This is a genomic window from Saccharothrix violaceirubra (assembly GCF_014203755.1).
Lineage (GTDB): Bacteria > Actinomycetota > Actinomycetes > Mycobacteriales > Pseudonocardiaceae > Actinosynnema > Actinosynnema violaceirubrum.
In genome coordinates, this window is sequence record NZ_JACHJS010000001.1 from 1,431,918 (window position 1) to 1,457,823 (window position 25,906).

Here is a 25,906-nt window from a genome sequence, read left to right on the forward strand (position 1 = left end):
CGCGCGGACATACTGCCGCCATGACTTCAGAAGTGATCGACGACCGGGTCGAGGTACCGTTCACCGGCTCGGAAAAAGAGCTGCTCAGCGCCTTTCTGGACTACCTGCGCGGCACGATCGCGCTCAAGTGCGCGGGCCTGTCCGAAGAGGATGCGCGGCGCGTCGTGCTGCCGTCACCGCTGACCACGGCGGCCGGGATCGTGAAGCACCTGCGCTGGGTGGAGAACTACTGGTTTCGGGTGGCCCTGGCCGGGGAACCAAGCAGCGCGCCGTATACGCGCGAAGACCCGGACGCCGACTGGAGGGTCGAGCCGGGCGAGACGATCTCCGGTTTGCTCGCCGACTACGCTGCGGAGTGCACGGCCAGTCGTTCGTACGTCGACGGAGTGGAACTCGACCACGAGGTCCCGTTCCGCGGCGACCGACGGCTTTCCGTGCGCTGGGTGTTGATCCACATGATCGAGGAGACGGGTCGGCACGCGGGACACCTGGACGCGGTGCGCGAACTGCTCGACGGGACGACCGGCGAGTAGACCTCGCTCACCCGGTCGGGACAAGACACGGCGTGGCTGCTGGACCAAGGCATTCCCGATGCATAACGTCCAGCAGGAACATACGGGGTTGACATAACTCTGCACCTCTGGTGAAGGGTTTCAATCCGGGTGGAGATCCGTCCGGGCTGTGACACCGGTGGTCATCCACTCCAGCACCAGCACGGACACGATCAGGAAGGCGGCCCGATGACGCCCCCGCACAACTACCTCGCGGTGATAAAGGTCGTCGGCATCGGCGGCGGCGGCGTGAACGCCGTCAACCGGATGATCGAGGTCGGGCTCAAGGGCGTCGAGTTCATCGCGGTGAACACCGACGCGCAGGCGTTGCTGATGTCCGACGCCGACGTGAAGCTCGACATCGGCCGTGAACTGACCCGCGGCCTGGGCGCGGGCGCGAACCCCGAGGTCGGCCACAAGGCCGCGGAGGACCACCGCGAGGAGATCGAGGAGGTCCTCAAGGGGGCCGACATGGTCTTCGTGACGGCGGGCGAGGGCGGCGGCACGGGTACCGGCGGCGCGCCGGTCGTCGCGTCGATCGCGCGCAAGCTCGGCGCGCTGACCATCGGTGTGGTCACCAGGCCGTTCTCGTTCGAGGGCAAGCGCCGGGCCAAGCAGGCCGAAGAGGGCATCCAGGCGCTGCGCAACGAGTGCGACACGCTCATCGTCATCCCCAACGACCGGCTGCTCCAGCTCGGCGACATCGGCGTCTCGTTGATGGACGCCTTCCGCTCGGCGGACGAGGTGCTGCTGTCCGGTGTCCAGGGCATCACCGACCTGATCACCACGCCCGGTCTGATCAACCTGGACTTCGCCGATGTCAAGTCGGTCATGTCCGGCGCCGGTTCGGCGTTGATGGGCATCGGTTCGGCGCGCGGTGAGGGACGGGCCGTGCAAGCCGCCCAGAAGGCGATCAACTCGCCGCTGCTGGAGGCGTCCATGGAGGGTGCGCACGGCGTGCTGCTGTCGATCGCGGGCGGGTCGGACCTCGGCCTGTTCGAGATCAACGAGTCGGCGTCGCTGGTGCAGGAGGCCGCGCACCCGGACGCCAACATCATCTTCGGTACGGTGATCGACGACTCGCTCGGCGACGAGGTCCGGGTCACGGTCATCGCGGCGGGGTTCGACAGCGGCGGACCGACGCACAAGAAGCTCGAACCCCAGGCGCTGTCGTCGCCGCCCCGGGGGACACCGATGGTGTCCGGGCAGGCGGGTCACGTCAACCCGAACCCGGCACCGCCGGTCGAGCAGGCGGTGCCGCAGCGTCCGATCGTCCCGCCGCAGCCGCAGCACTCCCAGCCGGCGCAACCGCAGCACCAGCCGCAGCACGCCCAGGGCAACGGCGGGTACGGCACGTCGTCCACGGTGCCGCAGTCGGTACCCCAGCCGGTGCACCGGACGCTGCCCACGTCGTTGCCGACCTCGGGCACGTTGCCCAGCCGTGCGGTGCCCGTGACCGACGATCCGGACGACGAGGTCGACGTTCCGCCGTTCATGCGTCGCTGACCGCCCACCGCGCACGTCCGTGCGCGGTGGCGCGGCACGGTCGTGCGCTCGGGGAGCGATCCACGTGGCCGGGACCGTGTGTGGTCGTGTGTCTGTTTCTGTCGCGCTGCCGTGTACACAAACGCGTTTGTGTACACGGGGGGTGCGACGAACGCGTTTCGGTACCCGTGCCGTGTCCACTCCGGCGACGGGGTCGTGCCGCGGTGCGTGGCAGGCTGTCCACGTGCAGATCCGTCGTGTGGTGACCACCAGGGAAGGTGGGGCCTCGCGTCCCCCCTTCGACACGTTCAACCTCGGCGACCACGTCGGTGACGACACCGACGCCGTCGCGGCCAACCGCCGGCGACTGGCCGAGGGGATCGGACTCGCGCCCGACCGGCTCGTGTGGATGGAACAGGTGCACGGACGCACGGTCGGTGTCGTCGACGGTCCACGCGCCCGCGCGGTGGAGGCGACCGACGCGCTGGTCACCGATCAGGTCGGGCTTGGTCTGGTCGTCCTGGTCGCCGATTGCGTCCCCGTCCTGCTCGGCGACCCGGTCGCGGGAGTGGTCGGTGCGGTGCACGCCGGCCGGGTCGGCGCACGGGTCGGCGTCGTCACCGCCGCGCTCGACGCGATGGAGGGACTCGGCGCGGTACGTGAACGGATCGAGGTGCTGTTGGGGCCCGCGGTCTGCGGCGCGTGTTACGAGGTGCCCTTCGACATGCGTGCCGACGTCGACAAGCACCTGCCCGGCAGTGCGGCCAAGACCCGGGCCGGGAAGCCGGCGCTCGACCTGCGCGCGGGCATCTGGCAGCAGCTCGCCGATTCCGGGGTGACCCGCGTCGGCGTCGACCCGAGGTGCACCGTCGAGGAACGCACGCTGTTCAGCCATCGACGCGATCCCGGTACCGGGCGCTTCGCCGGCGTCGTCTGGGTGGACGCGTGAACCGGGTCGAGGAGTTGGCCGCGAACCTGGCCGAGGTCCGCGAACGCATCGACAAGGCGTGCGCGTCCGCCGAACGCGACCCGGCAGGGGTCGAACTGCTTGCGGTGACGAAGACGTTCCCCGCGTCCGACGTGGCCCTGCTGTGTGATCTCGGGCTCTCCCGCTTCGCCGAGAACCGCGACCAGGAGGCAGGCCCGAAGTCCCGTGAACTGGCCGAGGCGCGTCCCGACGCCGACGTCCGCTGGCACATGGTCGGGTCGGTCCAGCGCAACAAGGCCCGGTCCGTCGTCGGCTGGGCGCACCGGGTCGACTCGGTGGACTCGACGCGTCTGGCGGACGCGCTGGCCAGGGCCGCGACCGCGCCGCTGGAGGTGTTGATCCAGGTCAGCGTGGACGGCGACCCGAAACGCGGCGGCGTGCCGTTCGACGGGTTGGCGGAGTTGGCCGCGCATGTCGCTCGGACGGATGAACTTGTCCTGCGCGGTGTGATGACCGTCGCACCCCTCGGAACGCATCCAGGACAGGCGTTTGCGGCTCTTGAACAGGCGGTAACCCGCTTGCGGGACGATCATCCCGATGCCACCGTGATCTCGGCGGGGATGAGCGGTGACCTGGAAGATGCCATCGCACACGGTTCTACGTGCGTGCGTGTCGGAACAGCGTTGCTGGGCAGCCGGAGACTAGCCTCGCCGTAACTGTTCGGAACCTCTGGGACGACCGCGACGTCCTTGCGGGTGGGGTTCGGCGGAGGAAGGGCTCGGAGATGAGCGGGTTTCACAAGCTGAAGGCTTACTTCGGGATGGTTCCCGCCGAGTACGCCGACGACCCCGGTGCCTACGAGGACGAGCGGCCGAGCCGCTACCGGTCCGACTACGCCGACGGCGACGACTACGAGTACCCCGAGCGGGCACCGCGTCGTCGGCCGTCCGGCTACCGCGCCGAGCTCGACGACTCCGACGACTACGAGCCCGACGCGCGCGCCCGGTCCCGCCGGGCGTGGAGCGTGGAGCCGCCGGTGCACGGCGCGCTCGCGGTCGAGCCCCAGCGCGAGCCCGCGCCCCGGACCCGTCCGGTGCCCGAGCCCGCGGCCAAGAGCCTGACCGGTCGCATCACCACGCTGAACCCGCGCAGCTACAACGAGGCGCGGACCATCGGCGAGCACTACCGCGACGGCACGCCGGTGATCATCAACCTCACCGACCTGAACGACGCGGACGCGAAGCGGCTCGTCGACTTCGCGGCCGGACTCGCGTTCGCGCTGCGGGGGTCGATCGACAAGGTGACCAACAAGGTGTTCCTCCTCTCACCGCCGAACATCGACGTGACGGCGGAGGACCGACGACGACTCGCGGAGGGCGGGTTCCTCAACCCCTCGTGAGTGATGGCACAGTTGACGTCGTGGATGCCCTGTTGCTTGTGGTCTACTACCTGCTGTTCGCGTTCTGGCTGCTGCTCACGGCCCGCGTGGTGGTCGAGCTGGTCCGAGGGTTCTCCCGGGACTGGCACCCGGCGGGCGGCATGGCAGCCGCCCTGGAAGCCGTCTACACCGTGACCGATCCCCCGGTCCTCCTGCTCCGCCGGGTCATCCCGACCGTGAGGATCGGGGCCGTCGGACTGGACCTGTCCATTATTGTGCTGTTCATGGCCACTCTCATCCTCATGGGAGTAGCCGATCCCAGGTGAGGGGACCAGGGATGTCCACAGCCCAGGAGTGCGTGAGGTGATCTGATGCCGTTGACCCCCGCGGACGTGCACAACGTCGCGTTCAGCAAGCCGCCGATTGGCAAGCGGGGCTACAACGAGGACGAGGTGGACGCGTTCCTCGACCTGGTTGAGGGCGAACTGGCCCGCCTGATCGAGGAGAACAACGACCTGCGCCAGCAGGTCGAGCAGCTCGACCAGCAGGTCGAGACCGCGCGTGCCGACCTCGAGGACGCCCGTGCCAAGGTCGCCGCCGGCGTCGGCGCCGGTCGCGTCGTCGACGAGCCGCGCCGCCTGGCCCCCGTCCCGCCTCCTTCCGCGTTGGAGCAGACCTCGCCCGGCGGTGGCGGCGACCACCACGTGCAGGCCGCCAAGGTCCTGGGTCTGGCCCAGGAGATGGCGGACCGGCTCACCGGCGAGGCCAAGGCCGAAGCCGACGGCATGCTCTCGGAGGCCCGGACGAAGTCCGAGCAGCTCCTCTCCGAGGCCCGTGCCAAGGCGGACACGATGGTCAACGAGGCGCGTACGCGCGCGGAGACCATGCTCAACGACGCGCGGACGCGTGCCGACACGCTGGAGCGCCAGGCCCGTGAGAAGGCCAGTGCGCTCGACCGTGACGCGCAGCGCAAGCACGCCGAGGTGATGGGCAACATCACCCAGGAGAAGAACACGCTCGAGAAGCAGATCGACAAGCTCCAGACCTTCGAACGCGAGTACCGCACGCGTCTGAAGACCATGCTGGAGTCCTCGCTGCGCGACCTCCAGGACCGCGGCCCGGCCGCGCCGTCCGACGGTCGCCAGCCGGGCGGCTACTCGTTCGGGGCGCGTGCCGAGGCCGGCTGACCGGTCCCGACCACCGTCCGACGTGCTGTTCGCCGTTCTGCTTTCGGTACTGGCGGCTCTCGGGCTGCTCGTCCCCGCGTTCACGACCGGCCAGGACCTCTGGGCCTGGCTGTCGGTGGGGGCGAGCGGCCTGGCCGCCGTCCTGCTCGTGCTCGACCGTGCGTTGCGGCGCCGGTCGGGCACGACGCGTTCCGAGGTCACCGGACCGGGTGAGGAACCCGGCGAGGAGGACACGTCCGCCGACGACCTGCTGATCGTCGCCGGCCTCCACGACGAGGTGCGGGTGCTCGACGAGCGTCCCCGCTACCACCTCGACACCTGTCCGTGGGTGGGTGCCCACGCGACCTTGCCGCTGCCCGTGTCCGAGGCGCGGCAACTCGGCTTCACGCCGTGCGACGTGTGCACGCCGGACGTGACGCTGGTGGCGCGTGCTCGTCCGACATAGTCGGTTTGCCCTCCGGGTTACGCTGTGACGCACAGGCACCGATCCGGCCATCACCGGGGAGCCTCCGGAAGAACGGGCGCGAGTCCCAGTAGAACCGGACGGGTGGGCCCGTCACAGCCTCCAACGAGAGGCCGTCGCGTGTGCGTCGGCAAGCGGGGTGGTACCGCGGTGCGTCCGGACCGGGCGTGTCGTCCCCGTGAGCCGGTCGGGACACACGCGAGGAGCACAGCACGATGGCCTACCCGAAGGCGGGCGGGGACTCCGTTCCCTCCCAGCCGTCCTTCCCCGAACTCGAGGAACGGGTCCTGGACTTCTGGAAGTCCGACCGGACCTTCCAGGCCTCCATCGACGCCCGCCCCGTCGGGGACGCCGGGGCCAACGAGTTCGTCTTCTACGACGGCCCGCCGTTCGCCAACGGCCTGCCGCACTACGGTCACCTGCTGACCGGCTACGTCAAGGACGTCGTCCCGCGCTTCCAGACCATGCGCGGCAAGCACGTCGAGCGCCGGTTCGGCTGGGACACCCACGGCCTGCCCGCCGAGGTCGAGGCCGAGAAGCAGCTCGGGTTCTCGTCGAAGTCCGAGATCGAGTCGTTCGGCATCGAGAAGTTCAACGACGTCTGTCGCACCTCGGTGTTGCGCTACACCGGCGAGTGGCGTGACTACGTGACGCGTCAGGCGCGGTGGGTCGACTTCGACAACGACTACAAGACCCTCGACCTGGACTACATGGAAAGCGTCATGTGGGCCTTCAAGACCCTGTGGAACAAGGGTCTGGTCTACGAGGGCTTCCGGGTGCTCTGGTACTGCTGGCGGTGCGAGACGCCGCTGTCCAACACCGAGACCAAGATGGACGACACCTACCGCGACCGGCAGGACCCGGCCGTCACGGTGGGGCTGCGGCTGGAGACCGGCGAACTCGCCCTGGTGTGGACGACCACGCCGTGGACGCTGCCGTCGAACCTGGCCGCCGCCGTGCACCCGGACGTGGACTACGTCGCGGTCGAGGCGAACGGCGAGCGGTACCTGCTCGCCGAGGCGCGGGTCGCCGCGTATGCGCGCGAACTGGGCGAGGAACCGCCGGTCGTGGCCAGGTACAAGGGCACCGACCTGGTCGGACGTCGGTACGCGCCGCCGTTCGGGTTCTTCGTCGGACGCGAGAACGCGCACCAGGTGCTGCCCGCCGACTACGTCACGACCGAGGACGGCACGGGCATCGTCCACATCGCACCGGCGTTCGGTGAGGAGGACAAGCTCGTCACGGACGCGGCCGGGATCGAGGTCGTCATCCCGGTCGACCCGCACGGCCGGTTCACGGCGGAGGCGCCGCCTTACGAGGGTCAGCACGTCTTCGACGCGAACAAGGCGATCATCCGCGACCTGCGCGAAGCCGGTCTGCTGCTGCGCCACGAGACCTACGACCACCCGTACCCGCACTGCTGGCGGTGCGACAACCCGCTGATCCAGCGCGCGGTGTCGTCGTGGTTCGTCGCCGTGTCGCGGTTCAAGGACCGGATGGTCGAACTGAACCAGCAGATCGACTGGGTTCCGTCGCACATCCGCGACGGTCAGTTCGGCAAGTGGCTGGAGAACGCGCGCGACTGGAACATCAGCCGCAACCGGTTCTGGGGTTCGCCGATCCCGGTGTGGGTGTCGGACGACCCGGAGTACCCGCGCGTGGACGTCTACGGCTCGCTTGACGAGTTGGCGCGCGACTTCGGCGTGCGCCCGACCGACCTGCACCGGCCCGGCATCGACGAGCTGACCCGGCCCAACCCCGACGACCCGACGGGGCGCTCGACCATGCGCCGGGTGCCCGAGGTGCTCGACTGCTGGTTCGAGTCCGGGTCCATGTCGTTCGCGCAGGTGCACTACCCGTTCGAGAACGCGGACTGGTTCGAGAGCCACTACCCGGGCGATTTCATCGTCGAGTACAACAACCAGACGCGCGGCTGGTTCTACACGATGCACGTGCTCGCGACGGCGTTGTTCGACCGTCCCGCGTTCCGCAACTGTGTCGCGCACGGGATCGTGCTGGGCGACGACGGGCAGAAGATGTCGAAGTCGCGGCGCAACTACCCGGACGTGAACGAGGTGTTCGCGCGGGACGGGTCCGATGCCATGCGTTGGTTCCTGATGGCGTCGCCGATCCTGCGCGGCGGCGACCTGGTGGTGACCGAGCGCGGCATCCGTGACGCCGTGCGCCAGGCCGTGCTGCCGTTGTGGAACTCGTGGTATTTCCTCGCGCTGTACGCGAACGCCGACGGTGTCGAGGGGCGGTGGCGTACCGATTCGACGCACGTCCTCGACCGGTACGCGCTGGCCAAGGCACACGATCTCGTCGTGTCCGTGACCTCGCAGTTCGAGGCGTACGACGTCTCCGGCGCGTGCGCGTCCGTGCGTGAGTTCCTGGAGGTGCTCACGAACTGGTACGTGCGCCGGTCACGTGACAGGTTCTGGTCCGGTGACCAGGACGCGGTCGACACCCTGCACACCGTGCTCGAGGTCGTGTGCCGGGCGGCGGCGCCGTTGCTGCCGTTCACGACCGAAGAGGTCTGGCGCGGCCTGACCGGTGGACGGTCCGTGCACCTGGCCGACTACCCGGTGCCCGCCGACCTGCCTGCCGACGACGCGCTGGTCGCGGCGATGGACCGGGTGCGCCAGGTGGCGTCGACGGCGTTGGCGTTGCGTAAGGCGGCACGGTTGCGGGTGCGGTTGCCGTTGGCGAAGTTGGTCGTCGCGGCCGACGAGGTGACGTCGCTGGAGCCGTTCGCGGAGATCCTGCGCGACGAGGTCAACGTCAAGCGGGTCGAGCTGACCACCGACGTCGACGCGCACGGGCACTTCCAGCTCGCGGTCAACGCGCGGGTCGCGGGTCCGCGGCTGGGCCCGGACGTGCAGAAGGTGATCAAGGCGGTGAAGGCGGGGGAGTGGTCCGAGGTGGACGGTGCCGTTGTCGCCGCCGGGATCGCGTTGCTGCCCGCCGAGTACGAGCAGCGCCTGGTAGCGACCGATCCGGCGGCGACCGCGGCGCTTCCCGGTGGTGGTGGACTGGTCGTGCTCGACACCGTGGTCACCGAGGAGTTGGCGGCCGAAGGTGTGGCGCGTGACCTTGTGCGTGTCGTGCAGCAGGCCCGTAAGGACGCCGGGCTCGACGTGTCCGACCGGATCGCGTTGACGTTGAGCGTGCCGGACGACGTCGCGGAGCAGGTGCGACGTTTCGAATCCGTCGTCGCGGGCGAGACGCTGTCCGACACCGTGTCGTACGGGGTCGTCGAGTCGGGTACCGAGGGCACCGTCGGTGACGGGCACAAGGTGACCGTGTCGGTCGCCAAGAGTTGAGGTGTGCCGGGCGGGGACACGCGGTCCCCGCCCGGTCTCAGCCGCGTGGGCGGAGCGGGAACTTACGCAGCTTGCGTACCCACCACGACCAGCGCACGGGGCGTGCCGGTGTGCGGCCCGCGGCCTTCTCCGCGTTGTCGAACAGGTCTTCCATCAAGGCGTCGTGCAGCCAGCGGATCGCCAGCGGCCACCACAGGCGCATCGAGCCGGTCGCCTTGCCGCGCAGGACGTGCCGCAGACCGCCGGGCACGACGTAGAGCGTGTGCGTACCCACGAGGCCAAGCCCCGGCGCGAACGTGAACTCGACCCGTGCGCCGGGTTCGTACGCCGTGCACGTGTAGCGCACGAATCCGTGACCGCCGTCGGCGCCGACGCCCAGCGGTCGGTCCAGTCGCAGTGGTGGCCAGTGGTCCGCCGGCCACAGTTCCATCATCCGGTCCAGGAGCGTGGGCGCGTCGGGCACTTGACGCGCGTGCACGTTCTCGATCACCGCTACCACCCCTCCATACGGTTCCGTACGGAACCTGTCCGTACGGTAGCGTATGGCCGGTGAGGAAGCGACGGACACGGGACGACTGGACCGAGGTCGCGCTCAAGGCGCTCGCGGAAGGCGGTGTCGCGGCCGTCGCCGTCGAACCGCTCGCCGCGCGCCTCGGTGCGACGAAAGGCAGCGCGTACTGGCACTTCCCCAATCGCGACGCGCTGCTCGAAGCCACCCTCGAACGGTGGGATCGCGAGCACACCCAGGCCGTGATCGCCGTGGTCGAGAAGCAGGCTGATCCCTTCGAACGGCTCCGACTGCTGTTCGGGGTCGTGATGCAGAACGTCGAGGACAGCGCCGTGGAGTTGGCGATGCTGGCCGCCGCGGACGATCCGTCGGTCGCGCCCGTGCTCGGTCGCGTGACCGCGCGCCGCATCTCGTACCTGGTCGACCTGTTCATCGCGCTCGGCTTCGACGCGGACGTGGCGCGGCTGCGCGCCCAGCTCGCGTACTCCGCCTACCTGGGGCAGATGCAGCTGCTGGTCAAGGTGCCGGACGTGGTGGTGGAACAGCGCGCGCTGCTCGACGAGACATTGCGATTGTTGACGACGCGTGAGTGAGCCGTTCCGCTTCGGGATACGGGTCAAGCCCGGTGCGCGGCGTGACGCCGTCGGCGGGCGGTGGGGCGAGCGGGCGTTGATCGTCGCGGTCGCCGCGCCGGCCGTCGAGGGCCAGGCGAACGAGGCCGTGCGACGTGCGCTGGCCAGGGCGTTCGGGGTGCGTCGGCAGGACGTCGAGATCGTGGCCGGCGAGCGTGGCCGGGACAAGGTCGTGCGGATCGACCTCGTCCCGGCCGACGCCGGCGTGATGTTGGAGCGCTTGCTGGGCGACTAGGACGCGAGCGTCCACACGGCGCTGGCGATCGCGTCCGCGTTGCGGTCGAGTGCCGTGGCGTTGAGGTTGGACGTCGTGTCGCATGACCGGTGGTAGCACGGGTCATACGCCCGACCCGCCGTACCGCCCCACTTCTGCGCCTGGGCCGAGGTCTTCGTGCCCTCGGCGCCGCTGAAGGTGCCGCCGACCGGGATGCCCGCGCGGGCGAACGCCGCGTGGTCGGACCGGCCGCCGACCGTGGTCAGCTCGGTCGCCACGTTGATCGACGTGTAGTACGCCTGGAGTACCTGCTGGAGGCGGGCGGAGCCGCTGGGCTGGCCGGATGCGCTGTACACGAAGTACGCCGGGTTCGGCGAGCCCGTCATGTCGAAGTTCAGGTACGTCTTGATCTTCGACTTTTCGGCGGCAGGCAGCGAGTTGACGTAGTACGTCGAGCCGATCAGACCCAGCTCCTCGGCGCCCCACCAGCCGAAACGCAGGTGTTTCGTGGGCTTGAAACCGGTCGCCTTCACCGCGAGCGCGACTTCGAGGATGCTCGCCGAGCCGGTGCCGTTGTCGTTGATGCCCGGACCGGCGTTGACGCTGTCGAGGTGGCCGCCGACCATGACGGTGTTGTTCTCGTCGCCGCCCGGCCAGTCCGCGATCAGGTTGTATCCGGTGGCACCGCTGTGGGTGAACGACTGGACACGGGTCGTGAAACCCGCCGCGTCCAGCTTCGCCTTCACCCAGTTGACGGACGCCTGGTAGCCGGGACGGCCGTGGGCGCGGTTGCCGCCGTTGGACGAGGCGATGCTCTGCAACTGGGCGAGGTCGGCCTGGACCGCGGCCACCGAGATGTCCGGTGCGGCTGCCAACGTGGTGGCGGGCGCGGCGGTCGCGGTGCCGGTGGCGGTGATCACGGCGACGACGCCGAGGGTCGTGACGATCTTTCGCAGTCTCACGGTGTCTGCTCCCGCAGGGTGTGGAGGGCGACGGCGGACTGACATCAACATGCACGGTTCGGCATGGTTTGGGTAGGTTCGATCGGCTGGTGACGCTGAGTTCGTGCCCGATTAGTCCAAATCGGTGGCGGCAGGGAGAATGACCCTCACCGTCGGGTGAGGCTTGGAGGCTTAGTGGGTGGTGTCACGGCCGTACTCGGCATCGGCGCAGCGGTCCTGTTGGTCTCCGTCATCGCGGTCCGGATGTCCGTCCGGCTCGGACTCCCCTCGCTCCTGCTCTACCTGGGCATCGGCGTCGTGCTCGGCGAATCGGTGTTGGGCATCCAGTTCGAGGACGCCGACCTGACCCGGTCGCTGGGGACCGTCGCCCTGGTGCTGATCCTCGCCGAAGGCGGGTTGACCACGCGGTGGTCGGCCGTGAAACCGGCCCTCGGTCTGGGCATCGCGCTGTCCACCGTGTCGGTGGCAGTCTCCATCGGGGCCGTCGGCGTCGGACTTCACTACCTGCTCGGGCTCGACTGGCGCACGGCGCTGCTGTGGGGCGCGGTGCTGTCGTCGACCGACGCCGCTGCGGTGTTCAGCGTGTTGCGCGGTGTCGGTGTCGGCAAACGGCTCATCGGCGCGCTCGAACTCGAGTCCGGTCTCAACGACGCGCCCGTGTACATCGCCGTCGTCCTGCTCGCGTCGCCCGATCCCGTGACGTGGACCGCGCCCGCGCTCATGGTGTACGAGCTGGTCGTCGGCGGGGTGATCGGCGTGGCGCTCGGCCTGCTCGCCGCCGTCGGACTGCGCCGTGCCGCGTTGCCGGCCACGGGTCTGTACCCGTTGGCGACCGTGGCGGTGTGCCTGCTCGCGTACACGGTGGGCGATCTCGCGCACGCTTCGGGTTTCCTGGCGGTTTACGTCGCGGCGCTCGTGCTCGGAAACGCGCGGCTGCCGCACCGGTCGGACACGCTCTCGTTCGCGGAAGGGCTCGGGTGGCTGTCCCAGATCGGGCTCTTCGTGTTGCTCGGGCTGTACGCGTCGCCGGCGCGTGTGCTCGACGTGTTGTGGCCCGCGTTGGTATCGGGTGCCGTGCTCGTGCTCGTCGCGCGACCGTTGTCGGTCCTGTGTGCCGCGTTGCCGTTCCGCGTGCCGTGGCGCGAGCAGGTGTTCCTGTCGTGGTCAGGGTTGCGCGGCGCGGTGCCGATCGTGTTCGCGTTGATCCCGCTGATCCAGGACGTGCCCGGTGCGCAGCGGTTGGTCGACGTGGTGTTCGTGCTCGTCGTCGTGCTCACGTTGGTGCAGGGGAGCACGCTGCCGCGCTTGGCGAAGTGGCTCGGTCTCGTGCGGTCGGGGGAGGCCTGGGAGATGGAGGTCGACTCGGCCGCGCTCGACGAACTCGGTGCCGAGCTGCTCCAGATCCGCGTTCGCGAGGGGTCGAAGCTGCACGGCGTGTACCTGTCGGAGCTGCGGTTGCCGGTCGGCGCGGCGGTGAGTCTCGTGGTACGGGCCGACGCCGGGTTCACGCCGCAGCCGACGACGCGGCTTCAAGAGCACGACCAGCTCTTGGTGGTGTGTACGGAGGCCGTGCGCATCGCCGCCGAGCGACGCATCCGCGCTGTGGACCGTGCCGGGCGGTTCGCGCGGTGGAAGGGCGACGAGGGGCTTCCCTGATCCTGTCGGCGTACCGGTCCGCGTTACGTGTCCATGTCACGGTCGCGCGTTTCGTCGCAGGGGCTGCGACCGGAACGCGAATCCGTGCACAGCGCCGGTACGGGAACGTGACCGCCGATCCGTGTGGTGTCTGGGTCTGGTCCGGGTCCCGGTGCTCGATTATCCATCACAACGTTATCCGGCAAAGCGAGGTGGTGTGGGCGCTCGCCGAATCCGGCGAGGTGCGGTCGGTGGGGAAGGGGCGCGGCTTCGGTGTCGTGCCCGCGGGCGGCGGACGTGCGTGATCCCGGCATGTGGACGGGGCTTGGCGGTGACTGGTCCGGTGGTTACCTTGGTGACAGGTCATGAGTGCCAGCGCCAAGCCCGAGCTCGCTGGCCGGCAACCCTCCAACCGCGGTGGGGTGCCCTCGGTGAGGACCTGGTCCGGCGCGCAGGGCGTCGGGCAAGCGCGGGCTCCCTCGACAGGTGAGTCCCCGGACTCCCGGAGGCTGTCATGACCATCGCCGTTCCCCGTCCCACCGCCGCCCTTCCCCGTGTGGTCGGCGCCGGCCTGCGGGTGCCCGTCGTCAGCGGCGAGCGGGTCGAGTACGCGAACCTCGACCACGCGGCCAGCGCGCCGGCGTTGGAGGAGGTCCGCGACGCCGTCGACGAACTGCTGCCCTGGTACGCGAGCGTGCACCGCGGCGCGGGCTTCGCGTCGCAGGTGTCGACGCGGGTCTACGAGCAGGCGCGGGCGTCCGTGCGGCGTTTCCTGGGCGCGCGTCCCACCGACACCGTGGTGTTCACGCGCAACACCACCGACGCGCTCAACCTGCTCGCCCGCAGCGTGCCCCGACACACCTCGGTCGTGCTGTTCGACGCCGAGCACCACGCGGCGCTGCTGCCGTGGCGCGGTCCGAACGTCCACCGGCTGCGGACGCCGACCGACCCGGCCGAGGCCGTCGCCGAACTCGACCGCGCCCTGGCCGCCACCCCCGAGGGCCCGCGCCTGGTCGTGGCGACGGGGGCGTCGAACGTCACCGGCGAGATCTGGCCGGTGGCCGAGCTGGCCCGGGTCGCCCGTCAGCACGGCGCGCGGATCGCGCTCGACGCCGCGCAGCTGGCGCCGCACCGGCCGGTCGACCTGCGTGAACTCGACGTGGACTACGCGGCGTTCTCCGGGCACAAGATCTACGCGCCGTTCGGTTCCGGCGTGCTCGTCGGCCGCGCCGACTGGCTCCAGGCGTCGGACCCGTACCTGGTCGGCGGTGGCGCCACGGCCCGGGTCGCCGACCACGGCGACCGGCTCGGCGTGGCGTGGTCCGCAGTTCCCGAGCGGCACGAGGCCGGGTCGCCCAACGTCGTCGGCGTGCACGCGCTCGCGGTCGCGTGCGAGGTCCTCGGCCGGCATTGGGAGCAGACCGAGCGTCACGAGCGTGAACTGCTCGCACGGTTGCGTGCCGGGCTCGCGACCGTGCCCGGTGCGCACGAGCTGTCGTTGTTCGACGGCGACCGTGACCGGGTGGGCGTGGTCAGCTTCGTCGTCGCCGGGCAGGACGCGGGCTACCTGGCCGCCGCGCTGTCGGCGGAGCACGGTATCGGCGTGCGCGACGGCGCGTTCTGCGCGCACATCGCAGTGCACCGGTTGACGCACGGTGAACGCGCACTGCGCGCGAGTCTCGGTCTCGGTTCCACCGTCGAACACGTCGACCGGTTCGTGGCCGCGTTGCGGTCGCTGGTCGTCGACGGTCCGCGCTGGGACTACGAACTCGTGGACGGCCGGTGGACGCCCGTCGGCGACCCGCGTGCACTCCCGCCGTTCCTGCACTGAGGGCGTGTTGGACAATGTGCGGGTGAGCACCGACGAGGATGCCGGTACCGGCACCGGGGACGCGGCCACCGCCGACTCCCCGCGGACGTCGGAGACGTCCGCCACGGACCCGGGCACCGGGGACGCCGCGCGACCGTTGCCGAAACGGCGGGTACTGCTGCTGGCCCTGATCGCACCGCTGGTGCTGGCGCTGGACGTGGTGACGAAGATCGTCGCGGTCGACGCGTTGGAGCACGAGCCGCCGGTCGAGCTGTTCGGCGGTCTGCTCTACCTGTCACTGCTGCGCAACCCGGGTGCGGCATGGGGGATGGCCGAGGGTGCGACCGTGATCCTCGCGCTGATCGCGTGCGGCGTCGTCGGCTTCATCATCTGGATAGCGCGCCGGCTGCGGTCGGTCGGCTGGGCCATCGGCCTGGGGCTGGTGCTGGGCGGTGCGCTGGGCAACCTGTCCGACCGGATCTTCCGCGCGCCCGGTCCGCTGCGCGGGCACGTCGTCGACTTCCTGTCGATCGTCGAGCCGTATGGCACGTTCTTCCCCGTGTTCAACGTCGCCGACTCGGCGATCAGCGTCGGCGGCGTCGTGATCGTGCTGATGGCGATGCTCCAGCGCGACTACGACGGCACGCGCATCGAGAAGAAGCCCGCGAGGAAGGCCGCATGAGCGGGTACCGCACGCTGCCTGTGCCGGACGGGCTCGACGGTATGCGCGTCGACGCGGGCCTGGCCAAGCTGCTCGGGCTGTCCCGGACGGTCGTCGCCGCGTTGACCGAGTCGGGCGACGTGGTGCTCGACGGCCGGCCCGCGGGCAAGTCGGACCGCCTCGTGGCCGGCGCGTGGCTGGAGGTCACGCTGCCCGAGCCGGAGCGGCCCGTGGTCGTGCAGGCCGTGCCGGTCGAGGGACTGGTGGTCCTGCACGAGGACGACGACGTGATCGTGGTCGACAAACCGGTCGGTGTCGCGGTGCACCCCAGTCCGGGGTGGACCGGTCCGACCGTGGTCGGCGGGCTCGCGGCGGCGGGCGTGCGGATCGCCACGTCGGGCGCGGCCGAACGCCAAGGCGTCGTGCACCGGCTCGACGTCGGCACGACCGGTGTCATGGTGGTCGCCAAGAGCGAGAGCGCGTACTCCGCGTTGAAGCACGCGTTCAAGGAACGTACGGTCGACAAGCTGTACCACGCACTCGTGCAGGGACATCCGGACCCGATCAAGGGCACGATCGACGCCCCGATCGACCGGCACCCCAAGCACGACTACAAGTTCGCGGTGATGGCCGACGGCAAGCCGAGCATCACGCACTACGAGGTGACCGAGGCTTTCCGTGCCGCGTCGCTGCTGGACGTGCACCTGGAGACCGGGCGTACGCACCAGATCCGGGTGCACTTCTCCGCGTTGCGCCACCCGTGCGTCGGCGACCTGACCTATGGTGCCGACCCCGTGCTCGCCAAGCGTCTCGGCGTCACGCGTCAATGGCTGCACGCGCGGGCCCTGGGCTTCCGCCACCCGGCCGGCGGATCGTGGGTGGAGTACACCAGCGACTACCCGGCCGACCTCCAGGCCGCGCTCGACCTGCTCCGCGCCGAGGGCTGACGGGTGCGCCGGTGATCAGGTCGTGATGATCACCGGCGGCGGTCCTAGTCGTCGACCGTCCAGACCAGCGTGTTCAGGTCGGTCTCCGGTCGCGCGCTCCAGCGGACCGACGTGACCGGCGTGTTCTCCGGCAGTACGTACACCGTGTGCCCGCCCGCCGTCTCGCCCGGCTGCACGCCGATCTTGTGTGCCGGTCGCGACGACAGCGACACGGGCGCTTTGGCGACCGCCTCGCCGCTCGCGGTCATCAGCACGAGGTACATGTCCGGCAACGCGTTGAACGGCACCGATCCGATGTTGGACAGCTCGGTGTGCACGACGACCGCGCGTTCGCCGGCGCCCAGCTTGTAGCCGGCGGCCGTGAACAGGAAGTCGGCCGGGTCGACCACCTCGACGAGCTGGATGGTGAACCGGGCGCCTTCGAGGCCCTCGGTCTCCAGCGTGCCGCCGACCTTGCCGGTGCGGGCACGGGGTGCGCCCGGTCCTTCGCCGCGTACCCAGCCCGCGGACTGCGGCGGGCCCCACGTGCTCATCGGTTCGGGTACGGGTGTCTGCATGGGCACCGGGCCCGACGGGTGCTGCACGGGAACGGGGCGGCTCGGCGGTCCGGGCTGATAGGCGCCCGACGGGGTGCCGCGGACCGTGCCGGGTGCGTACGAGCCCGACGGCGTGCCGCGCACGCCCGACGGTCCCGCGTAGTTGCCCCACGCCACGCTGTTGGCCAACGCCTTGCGGATGCCGTTGGGGTCGCATTCCACGCCGACGAGCAGGGGGAGTCCGCTGCCCGAGAGCGTGATCAGTCTGGTGGCGGCCTCGCGCGGGTCCATGCCGAGCCGTGCGGCGACTTCGTGAACGGCAGCACGACCCATCTCGGCGATCATGGCCAGGAGACGGGCATCCACGGGGTCCGGCGCTACCACGCCTGGAACGCTACCCGTCCTGGCCGGTCGACGCGCCACTGCCCCGCGGCGCGGCGTGCCGCGATTCGATCACGCCCGCCGATCGCGTGATCCGACACGGTGATCCGTTCCGTGCCCGCACACGACACGCGACCTGGGTGCGTGACGTCGCGGGAGACGCGACACAAAGTGCGTGATGTCTCAGGCGATGCGATACGAGCGCGTGACGTCTTGGGTGATGTGACACGGGTAGGTGACGCGGACCGGCGTACCGAGGCGGTACGTGGCGCGTGCGTGTGCACAGCGATGTGCGGCGGACGGTTTGGTGCGTGGTGGCGTGTCGATAACCGTGTTTCAGCGCATGCAGGTGTGCGCGACGCGGACTCGCGCGCAAGGTCGTGTGCGGCAAGCGAACGCGCGTCCTGGATGCGGACCGGCGCGCCGTGACACCGGGCGTGCCGCCAGAGGCGGTCGGGTGCGATGGATTAGGCTCGTCCCCTTCTCGCCCGCGCGCTTCGACCCGGGTCAACTGCGAGCTTCAGGGGGTAGGGTGGCCGACTCGTTTGTGCACCTCCACGTGCACACCGAGTACTCGATGCTCGACGGTGCGGCGAAGCTGAAGGACATGTTCGCCGAGTGTGAGCGGCTGGGAATGCCGGCCGCCGCGATCACCGACCACGGCAACATGTACGGCGCCTACGACTTCTACCGGCAGGCGACCGCCGCCGGGATCAAGCCGGTGATCGGCATCGAGGCATACATGGCGCCCGACTCGCGGTTCAACAAGAAGCGCGTGCTGTGGGGAGACCCCGGACAGAAGTCCGACGACGTGTCCGCGTCCGGTGCCTACACCCACCAGACGATCTGGGCCCGGACCGCCGAGGGCCTACACAACCTCATGAAGGTCGCCAGCCGCGCCTCGACCGAAGGTCAGCTGGGCAAGTGGGCCCGCATGGACGCCGAGTTGATCGCCGAGCACTCGGCCGGTCTGATGGCGACCACCGGCTGCCCGTCCGGCGAGGTTCAGACCCGCCTGCGGCTCGGGCACGAGAAGGAGGCCCTGGAAGCCGCCGCCAAGTGGCGTGACATCTACGGTGCCGACAACTTCTTCGTCGAGTTGATGGATCACGGCATCGAGATCGAGAGCCGGGTCCGCGGCGGGCTGCTGGAGATCGCGAAGAAGCTCCGGATCCCGTTCGTCGTCACCAACGACAGCCACTACACGTTCAAGGAGGACCGCGACGCGCACGACGCGTTGCTGTGCGTGCAGACCGGCAAGACGCTCCAGGACCCGAGCCGGTTCAAGTTCGACGGCCAGGGCTACTACCTGAAGTCGCCGGACGAGATGCGCGCCGTCGACTCGTCGGACGCGTGGCAGGAGGGCTGCCGCAACACGCTGCTGGTGGCCGAGAAGGTCGACACGACCGGCATGTTCGGGTTTCAGAACCTGATGCCGCGCTACCCTGTCCCCGAGGGCATGGCCGAGGCGGACTACTTCCGCGAGGAGGTCTGGGCCGGCATGCGCCGCCGGTTCCCGGAGGGTGTCGACGAGATCCACACCAGGCAGGTGGAGTTCGAGATCGGCGTCATCCTCCAGATGGGCTTCCCCTCGTACTTCCTGGTCGTCGCCGACTTCATCAACTGGGCCAAGGAGAACGGCATCCGCGTCGGCCCCGGTCGAGGGTCCGCGGCGGGCGCGCTGATCGCGTACGCGATGGGCATCACCGACCTCGACCCGCTGGCCCACGGCCTGATCTTCGAGCGGTTCCTCAACCCCGACCGCGTCAGCCCGCCCGACATCGACATCGACTTCGACGAGCGCCGGCGCGGCGACGTGATCCGCTACGTCACCGACAAGTGGGGCGCCGACAAGGTCGCCCAGGTCATCACGTTCGGCACGATCAAGGCGAAGGCCGCGATCAAGGACTCGGCCCGCGTGCTGTACGGCCAGCCCGGCTACGCGGTGGCCGACCGGATCTCCAAGGCGATGCCGCCCGCCGTCATGGGCAAGGACATCCCGCTGGCGGGCGTGTTCGACCCGCAGCACAAGCGGTACACCGAAGCCGCCGAGGTGCGCGCCCTGTACGAGACCGACCCGCAGGTCAAGGAGATCATCGACACCGGGCGCGGCCTGGAGGGCCTGATCCGCAACGCGGGCGTGCACGCGTGCGCGGTCATCATGTCCGCCGAACCGCTGATGGACCACATCCCGGTGTGGAGGCGTCCGCAGGACGGGTCGATCATCACGCAGTTCGACTACCCGACGTGCGAGACGTTGGGCCTGCTCAAGATGGACTTCCTCGGTCTGTCGAACCTCACCACGATCGACGACGCGCTCAAGAACATCGCCCTGAACGGCAAGGGCGACGTCGACATCACCACTGTCACGCTGGATGACAAGAAGGCGTACGACCTGCTCGGTCGCGGTGACACGCTGGGCGTGTTCCAGCTCGACGGCAGCGCGCTGCGCGACCTGCTGCGGCTGATGCGCCCGGACAACTTCGAGGACGTCTCCGCCGTCATCGCCCTGTACCGACCCGGTCCCATGGGTGCGAACTCGCACACGAACTACGCGCTGCGCAAGAACCGGCAGCAGGAGATCGTGCCGATCCACAAGGAACTCGAAGAGCCGCTGGCGGACATCCTTGACACCACCTACGGCCTGATCGTGTACCAGGAGCAGGTCATGGCCATCGCACGGAAGGTCGCGGGCTATTCGCTGGCCCAAGCGGACTTGTTGCGTCGTGCCATGGGCAAGAAGAAGAAGGAGATCCTGGACAAGGAGTTCGTCGGCTTCGAGAAGGGCATGCTCGACAGCGGCTACTCGCCCGAGGCCATCAAGACCCTGTGGGACATCCTGGTCCCGTTCGCCGACTACGCGTTCAACAAGGCGCACTCCGCCGCGTACGGCCTGATCGCGTACTGGACCGCGTACCTCAAGGCGAACTACCCCGGCGAGTACATGGCCGCGCTGCTCACCACGAACTCGGACAACAAGGACAAGTCGGCGATCTACCTCGCCGAGTGCCGGCGCATGGGCGTGACCGTGCTGCCGCCGGACGTCAACGAGTCGCAGCGCGAGTTCGTCGCGGTCGGCGACGACATCCGGTTCGGACTCGGCGCGATCCGCAACGTCGGCGCGAACGTGGTCGACGCGATCATCAAGGCACGCAAGGAGAAGGGCCGGTTCGCGGACTTCTCCGACTTCCTGCGCAAGGTCGATGCCACGGTCTGCAACAAGAAGGTCGTGGAATCGCTGATCAAGGCGGGTGCGTTCGACTCGCTCGGCCACCCGCGCAAGGGCCTGCACATGGTGCACGTCGAGGCGGTCGACGCGGTCATGCTCACCAAGAAGGAGGAGGCGCGCGGCCAGTTCGACCTGTTCGGCGACGGCGGTGGCGACGACGGCGTCGGCAGTGTGTTCGACGTGAAGATCCCGCAGGAGTACTGGGAGCCCAAGCACCAGTTGACCCTGGAACGGGAGATGCTCGGCCTGTACGTGTCGGGACACCCGCTCAACGGCGTCGAACAGGTGCTGGAGTCCTATTCGGACGCTTCCATCGCGCGCATCCTCGAAGGCGACGTGCCCGACGGCACCCAGGTCACGCTCGGCGGCATCCTCGCGTCGGTGACCCGGCGGGTGAACAAGAACGGCGAGTCGTGGGCGTCCGCTCAGTTGGAGGACCTCGCCGGTGGCATCGAGGTGCTGTTCTTCCCGAAGAGTTACATCGTGCACGGCATTTCGGTGGTGGAGGACGCCATCGTGCTCGTCAAGGCCCGCGTGGCCAAGCGCGAGGACCGGGTCTCGCTGATCGCCAACGACCTGGTCGTGCCGGATCTGTCCGAACTGGGTGCCCAGGCGTTGCGGCTCAAGGTGAACGCCGCGCGGTGCGACAAGAAGCTCGTGGCCTCGTTGAAGGAGGTCCTGGTCGCGCACCCCGGCACCACGGAGGTCCACCTCAACCTGGTGATCAACGCCGGGCGCAACACGATGCTCAAGCTGGACGACGCGTTGCGGGTCAGTCCGACCCCGTCGCTCATGGGTGACCTCAAGGCGCTCCTGGGACCGGGGTGCTTGGGCTGAACGGGTGACATTTCCACCCCGGGGGGACGAGAGCGCCACTCGGTTCGTTGAGTGAACAGGGTTAACTGAGCAACGGTCGACCCGGACGAACCGAGGAGGGGTTTCCGCATGGGGGAGACGATCGCCGGTCTGGAACGGTTGGGACTGGAGTATTTCCAGGATCCGCACGCGTTCCACGCCCGGCTGCGGGAGCACGAACCGGCCACCGAGGTGGTGCTCCCGCGTGGCCTGAAGGTCTGGCTGGTCACGCGCTACGACGAAGCACGCATGGCGTTGGGGGACGCACGGTTCAGCAAGGACCACCGGCAGTTCCCCGACATGGTGACGCGCAACCACGTCGGAGAGGCCGGACCGGCGTTGTTCGACCAGAGCCTCGCCGCGCACATGCTCAACATGGACGCCCCCGACCACACCCGGCTGCGGCGGCTGGTCACCAAGGCGTTCACCGCACGCCGGGTCGAGCAGTTGCGTCCCCGCGTGGCCCAGATCGCCGACGAACTGCTCGACGGGGTCGCCGACGGGGCCACCGTGGACCTGATCGACGCGTTCGCGTTCCCGCTTCCCATCACGGTGATCTGCGAGATGCTCGACGTGCCTGGCGACGAGCGCGACGACTTCCGCGAGTGGTCGAACGTGCTCGTGTCCGGCAACGACCCCGAGGCGATGGGGCAGGCCGGTCCGGCGATGGCCGCCTACCTGGGGCGACTGGTGCAGTACAAGCGGGACAACCCCGGCGACGACTTCTTCTCCGCGCTGGTGCACGCGTCGGAGGACGACGACCGGCTCACCGAGGGCGAGCTGATCGCGATGGCGTTCCTGCTGCTCGTCGCCGGGCACGAGACCACGGTGAACCTCATCTCGAACGGTGTGCTCAACCTGCTGCGCCACCCCGACCAGTTGGCGGCGTTGCGCGCCGACCGGACGTTGGTGCCCGGTGCCGTCGAGGAGTTCCTGCGCTTCCAGGGGCCGGTGAACCAGGCGACGTTCCGCTTCACGACCGAGGACGTCGAGATGGGGAACGTGACCATTCCCCGGCACAGCGTCGTGATGGTGTCGCTGTTGTCGGCCAACCGCGACGAGACGCGGTTCCCCGACGCAGACTCGTTCGACATCACCCGGCCGCCCGGCGGGCACGTCGCGTTCGGTCACGGCATCCACTACTGCCTGGGCGCGCCGCTGGCCCGGCTGGAGGGCGAGATCGCGGTCGGCGCGCTGCTCGACCGGTTCGACCTGGCGCTCGCCGCCGAGCCGGAGACGTTGCGGTGGCGGGAGAGCACGCTCATGCACGGGCTGTACTCGCTGCCCGTTAGCCTCACCCGACGTGGAGCACGATGAGCTGCTGAAGCTGGACCGGGCGCACGTCTGGCACCCGTACGGCCCGATGCCGGGCACCCTGGAGCCGTTGGTCGTCTCGTCGGCTTCGGGTGTCCGGCTCCGGCTCGACGACGGGCGTGAACTGGTCGACGGCATGGCGTCGTGGTGGTCGGCGATCCACGGCTACCGGCACCCGGTGCTCGACGCCGCGATCACCGACCAGCTCGGCCGGATGAGCCACGTCATGTTCGGCGGGCTGACCCACGAGCCGGCCGTCGCGCTCGCGACCCGGCTCGTGGAGATCACGCCCGAGCCGTTGCAACATGTCTTCCTGTGCGACTCCGGGTCGGTGTCGGTCGAGGTCGCGATCAAGATGGCGTTGCAGTACTGGCGGTCGCGCGACCGGCCGGCGAAGCGGCGGCTGCTCACGTGGCGCGGGGGCTATCACGGGGACACGTTTCAGGCCATGTCGGTGTGCGACCCCGAGGGCGGGATGCACTCCGTGTGGCAGGGACTGCTCGCCGACCAGGTGTTCGTGCCTCCGCCGCCGGCCGCGTTGGACACCGCGTACGTGCAGGAGTTGTCCGACGCCTTGGAGCGGCACGCGGACGAGGTCGCGGCCGTGATCGTCGAGCCCGTGGTGCAGAACGCGGGCGGGATGCGGTTCCACGATCCGCGTTACCTGCACGTGTTGCGTGAGCTGACGTTGGCGCACGACGTGCTGCTGATCTTCGACGAGATCGCGACCGGGTTCGGGCGCACCGGGGAGCTGTTCGCGGCCGACCACGCCGGGATCTCGCCGGACATCCTGTGCGTCGGCAAGGCGATGACGGGCGGGTACCTGTCACAGGCCGCCGCCCTGTGCACGCCGCGGGTCGCGGACGGCATCTCACGCGGTGAGCTGCCGGTGCTCGCGCACGGGCCGACGTTCATGGGCAACCCGTTGGCCTCGGCGGTGTCGTTGGCGTCGATCGACCTGCTGCTGTCGCAGGACTGGCGACGGAACGTCGCTCGCGTCTCGGACGGGTTGCGTGCCGGGTTGGCGGACGCACCGGGTGAGGTGCGCGTGCTCGGGGCCATCGGGGTGGTGCAGCTCGACCACCAGGTGGACATGGCCGCGGCCACGGCTGCGGCCGTCGAGCACGGCGTGTGGCTGCGGCCATTCCGTGACCTCGTGTACACGATGCCGCCGTTCGTCAGCACGCCCGACGACATCGCGACGATCACCCGGGCGATGGTCGCGGCGGCGCACGCGTCACTGGCGCAGCAGCGTTGAACCCCAGATGAACAGCATGAACGCGTAGGCGATCACGACCCAGCCGATCGCGGCCGTCGTGGGTTCCGCGCGCTTGCCGCGAGCGCTCGTACCGGCCACCACACGAGTGCCACCGCGAGGGCGACCAATGGGCTGGCGAGGATGCCGTACGCGCCCGCGAACACGCCCGCCCAGTAGTCGACGGGCAGCGACACGTCCACCGCCCAGCCGAACGGCAGGCACAGTATCGCGACCGCAGACCACACCTGTGCGATGTGACGTGCACGTGACGAATCGCCGTTCACCATCGCGACGCCGATCGCCATCGCGGCACCGCCCGCGAACGCCCACCCGGGTCACCGTCGACAACGCGGGTACGCGGCCGGATACCGTGCCGATCGCCGGGATGATCCACGTCCACCACGCGTAGTGCGTGAACACCGCCGCGACCACGGCGCCGAACACGATCCACCTCTGCTGCGCACCAGTGCGGCGCGTGAACCAGTTCGGTGACGTGGCGTTGTCACGGATTCTGTTTCTGTGCACACGGCGGGTACGCGATCGGTTTCCGTGCCCACGTGCGGTACGCCGTCCCGATCCGGTCCCGCGTTTGTCACCTGGCGCCATTCAGCGGCCGAGCGCGGTCGCGAGTTCGGTGTCGGTCGGTTCGACGAGGACCGTGCCGTCGGGGAGCACGACGGCCTGGTCGCGGGCGGCCTCGTCGTGTTCGACGTCGACGTCGCCGAAGGGCACCCCGTGCTCACGCAGCCAGGTTTGGTCCGGCGGCAGTCACCACACCAGTCCGCCCGCACCGTAAACGACGAGTTCACCCATGTCGGTGACTCTGGAACGCCGCGTGCGACCACGCTCCGTGTAGTCGTAATGTGAACGGCCGTGAGCGTCCTGGTGATCACGGGAACGGGCACCGACGTGGGCAAGACCGTCGTCGTCGCCGCGTTGGCCGCATTGGCGCGTGCCGAGGGCCGTCGGGTCGCGGTGCTGAAACCGGCGCAGACCGGTGTCGGTCCTACCGAACCGGGTGACCTGGCCGAGGTCGAACGGTTGGCGGGGCCGGTCACGACGCGTGAACTCCGTCGGTATCCCGAACCGCTTGCGCCAGCCACTGCGGCACGGCGCGCGGGTGAGCCGACCGTGCACCCGCGCGACATCGCGGGCGCGGCCGTGACGCTCGACGAGACCCATGACCTCGTCCTGGTCGAAGGTGCGGGCGGACTACTGGTCCGCTTCGACGACGAGGGCGCGACGATCGCGGACGCGGCGTGGGCGCTCAACGCGCCCGTGCTCGTGGTCGCGCACGCGGGACTGGGCACGCTCAACACCACGGCACTCACCGCGGAAGCGCTCCTGCGCCGGGGACTGGAGTCCGTCGGCGTCGTCGTCGGCCGGTGGCCGGTCGAACCCGATCTCGCGGCCCGGTGCAACCTCGGCGACCTGCCCGAGGCGGCGGGCGCGCCGCTGCTGGGCGTGCTGCCCGACGGCGCGGGCGGCCTCGGTCGGTCGGAGTTCCTCCACGTCGCGCGGGCCGGGCTGTCGCCGTGGTTCGGCGGCACGTTCGACCCGGAGAAGTTCGCCGCGCCGCACGCGTGCTGAACACGTTCGGGGTGACGTAAGTCGCTGTGGGGTGGCACACGGCGTGCGGCAGACTGTCC

At 69.6% G+C, this 25,906-nt stretch carries 24 protein-coding genes and 1 riboswitch; of the genes, 19 read left to right on the plus strand and 5 right to left on the minus strand.

Annotation, left to right across the window (positions count from 1 at the left end; translation table 11 throughout):
- Positions 1-20: 20 nt before the first annotated feature.
- The 9 genes from F4559_RS07260 (at position 21) to ileS (ending at position 9,315) form a co-directional block, all read left to right on the plus strand.
- A complete protein-coding gene (locus F4559_RS07260; protein WP_184666921.1) occupies positions 21-533 on the plus strand; it encodes a DinB family protein in 513 nt (170 codons plus the stop codon).
- Positions 534-740: 207 nt separating this feature from the next.
- On the plus strand, positions 741-2,057 hold the full coding sequence (gene ftsZ / locus F4559_RS07265) for a cell division protein FtsZ (RefSeq protein WP_184666923.1): 1,317 nt from the start codon (positions 741-743) through the stop codon (positions 2,055-2,057).
- 223 nt (positions 2,058-2,280) lie between these two features.
- A complete protein-coding gene (gene pgeF / locus F4559_RS07270) occupies positions 2,281-2,985 on the plus strand; it encodes a peptidoglycan editing factor PgeF (protein ID WP_184666924.1) in 705 nt (234 codons plus the stop codon).
- A complete protein-coding gene (locus tag F4559_RS07275; protein WP_184666926.1) occupies positions 2,982-3,680 on the plus strand; it encodes a YggS family pyridoxal phosphate-dependent enzyme in 699 nt (232 codons plus the stop codon). The genes pgeF and F4559_RS07275 overlap by 4 nt, the downstream gene beginning before the upstream one ends.
- A gap of 68 nt (positions 3,681-3,748) precedes the next feature.
- Positions 3,749-4,363, plus strand: coding sequence for a cell division protein SepF (locus F4559_RS07280; RefSeq protein WP_184666928.1), 615 nt, complete (start codon positions 3,749-3,751; stop codon positions 4,361-4,363).
- Positions 4,364-4,383: 20 nt separating this feature from the next.
- The gene (locus tag F4559_RS07285; protein ID WP_184666930.1) at positions 4,384-4,668 is read left to right on the plus strand and encodes a YggT family protein; all 285 of its coding nucleotides are present in this window, start codon (positions 4,384-4,386) and stop codon (positions 4,666-4,668) included.
- A 45-nt stretch (positions 4,669-4,713) separates the two neighbouring features.
- Positions 4,714-5,529: a DivIVA-like cell division protein Wag31 gene (gene wag31 / locus F4559_RS07290; RefSeq protein ID WP_184666932.1), complete on the plus strand. Its 816-nt coding sequence runs from the start codon at positions 4,714-4,716 to the stop codon at positions 5,527-5,529.
- 22 nt (positions 5,530-5,551) lie between these two features.
- Complete coding sequence (locus F4559_RS07295; protein WP_184666934.1) at positions 5,552-5,974, plus strand: hypothetical protein; 423 nt, start codon at positions 5,552-5,554, stop codon at positions 5,972-5,974.
- A 233-nt stretch (positions 5,975-6,207) separates the two neighbouring features.
- Positions 6,208-9,315 (plus strand): isoleucine--tRNA ligase, encoded by a 3,108-nt coding sequence (gene ileS / locus F4559_RS07300; RefSeq protein ID WP_184666936.1) that lies wholly within the window; start codon positions 6,208-6,210, stop codon positions 9,313-9,315.
- A 37-nt stretch (positions 9,316-9,352) separates the two neighbouring features.
- On the opposite strand, the gene F4559_RS07305 is transcribed toward ileS, so the two are convergent.
- Entirely contained in the window at positions 9,353-9,805 is a 453-nt protein-coding gene (locus tag F4559_RS07305; protein WP_184666938.1) for an SRPBCC family protein, read from the minus strand.
- A gap of 59 nt (positions 9,806-9,864) precedes the next feature.
- Between F4559_RS07305 and F4559_RS07310 the strand changes: the two genes are divergently transcribed.
- Positions 9,865-10,416, plus strand: coding sequence for a TetR/AcrR family transcriptional regulator (locus tag F4559_RS07310; RefSeq protein ID WP_184666940.1), 552 nt, complete (start codon positions 9,865-9,867; stop codon positions 10,414-10,416).
- Complete coding sequence (locus F4559_RS07315; RefSeq protein ID WP_184666941.1) at positions 10,409-10,690, plus strand: DUF167 domain-containing protein; 282 nt, start codon at positions 10,409-10,411, stop codon at positions 10,688-10,690. The genes F4559_RS07310 and F4559_RS07315 overlap by 8 nt, the downstream gene beginning before the upstream one ends.
- On the opposite strand, the gene F4559_RS07320 is transcribed toward F4559_RS07315, so the two are convergent.
- Positions 10,687-11,631, minus strand: coding sequence for a M28 family metallopeptidase (locus tag F4559_RS07320; protein ID WP_312865509.1), 945 nt, complete (start codon positions 11,629-11,631; stop codon positions 10,687-10,689). The genes F4559_RS07315 and F4559_RS07320 overlap by 4 nt on opposite strands.
- A 174-nt stretch (positions 11,632-11,805) precedes the next feature.
- Here F4559_RS07320 and F4559_RS07325 point away from each other — a divergent pair, with 174 nt between their 5' ends.
- The 4 genes from F4559_RS07325 (at position 11,806) to F4559_RS07340 (ending at position 16,684) form a co-directional block, all read left to right on the plus strand.
- On the plus strand, positions 11,806-13,287 hold the full coding sequence (locus tag F4559_RS07325; protein ID WP_184666945.1) for a potassium/proton antiporter: 1,482 nt from the start codon (positions 11,806-11,808) through the stop codon (positions 13,285-13,287).
- A gap of 340 nt (positions 13,288-13,627) precedes the next feature.
- A riboswitch (SAM riboswitch) is annotated at positions 13,628-13,742 on the plus strand.
- Between the two features lie 38 nt (positions 13,743-13,780).
- The gene (locus F4559_RS07330) at positions 13,781-15,097 is read left to right on the plus strand and encodes an aminotransferase class V-fold PLP-dependent enzyme (RefSeq protein ID WP_184666947.1); all 1,317 of its coding nucleotides are present in this window, start codon (positions 13,781-13,783) and stop codon (positions 15,095-15,097) included.
- Between the two features lie 22 nt (positions 15,098-15,119).
- Entirely contained in the window at positions 15,120-15,758 is a 639-nt protein-coding gene (lspA, locus tag F4559_RS07335; protein WP_184666949.1) for a signal peptidase II, read from the plus strand.
- Complete coding sequence (locus tag F4559_RS07340; RefSeq protein ID WP_184666951.1) at positions 15,755-16,684, plus strand: RluA family pseudouridine synthase; 930 nt, start codon at positions 15,755-15,757, stop codon at positions 16,682-16,684. The genes lspA and F4559_RS07340 overlap by 4 nt, the downstream gene beginning before the upstream one ends.
- Positions 16,685-16,728: 44 nt before the next feature.
- On the opposite strand, the gene F4559_RS07345 is transcribed toward F4559_RS07340, so the two are convergent.
- Positions 16,729-17,604 carry an Lrp/AsnC family transcriptional regulator gene (locus F4559_RS07345; protein WP_184666953.1) on the minus strand — a complete coding sequence of 292 codons (876 nt, stop codon included), beginning with the start codon at positions 17,602-17,604 and terminating at the stop codon, positions 16,729-16,731.
- 529 nt (positions 17,605-18,133) lie between these two features.
- On the opposite strand from F4559_RS07345, the gene dnaE reads away from it, so the two are divergent.
- The 3 genes from dnaE to F4559_RS07360 all read left to right on the plus strand — a co-directional run bounded on the left by dnaE (position 18,134) and on the right by F4559_RS07360 (position 24,257).
- On the plus strand, positions 18,134-21,667 hold the full coding sequence (gene dnaE, locus F4559_RS07350; protein WP_184666956.1) for a DNA polymerase III subunit alpha: 3,534 nt from the start codon (positions 18,134-18,136) through the stop codon (positions 21,665-21,667).
- A gap of 108 nt (positions 21,668-21,775) precedes the next feature.
- Complete coding sequence (locus F4559_RS07355) at positions 21,776-23,002, plus strand: cytochrome P450 family protein (protein WP_184666958.1); 1,227 nt, start codon at positions 21,776-21,778, stop codon at positions 23,000-23,002.
- A complete protein-coding gene (locus F4559_RS07360; protein WP_184666960.1) occupies positions 22,989-24,257 on the plus strand; it encodes an adenosylmethionine--8-amino-7-oxononanoate transaminase in 1,269 nt (422 codons plus the stop codon). The genes F4559_RS07355 and F4559_RS07360 overlap by 14 nt, the downstream gene beginning before the upstream one ends.
- A gap of 32 nt (positions 24,258-24,289) precedes the next feature.
- Here F4559_RS07360 and F4559_RS07365 read toward each other — a convergent pair whose 3' ends face one another.
- Both F4559_RS07365 and F4559_RS35800 read right to left on the minus strand, forming a co-directional pair.
- Positions 24,290-24,562: a hypothetical protein gene (locus F4559_RS07365; RefSeq protein WP_184666962.1), complete on the minus strand. Its 273-nt coding sequence runs from the start codon at positions 24,560-24,562 to the stop codon at positions 24,290-24,292.
- A 301-nt stretch (positions 24,563-24,863) separates the two neighbouring features.
- The gene (locus F4559_RS35800) at positions 24,864-24,989 is read right to left on the minus strand and encodes a hypothetical protein (RefSeq protein WP_281386279.1); all 126 of its coding nucleotides are present in this window, start codon (positions 24,987-24,989) and stop codon (positions 24,864-24,866) included.
- 141 nt (positions 24,990-25,130) lie between these two features.
- On the opposite strand from F4559_RS35800, the gene bioD reads away from it, so the two are divergent.
- Entirely contained in the window at positions 25,131-25,847 is a 717-nt protein-coding gene (gene bioD / locus F4559_RS07375; protein WP_184666964.1) for a dethiobiotin synthase, read from the plus strand.
- Positions 25,848-25,906 lie beyond the last annotated feature (59 nt).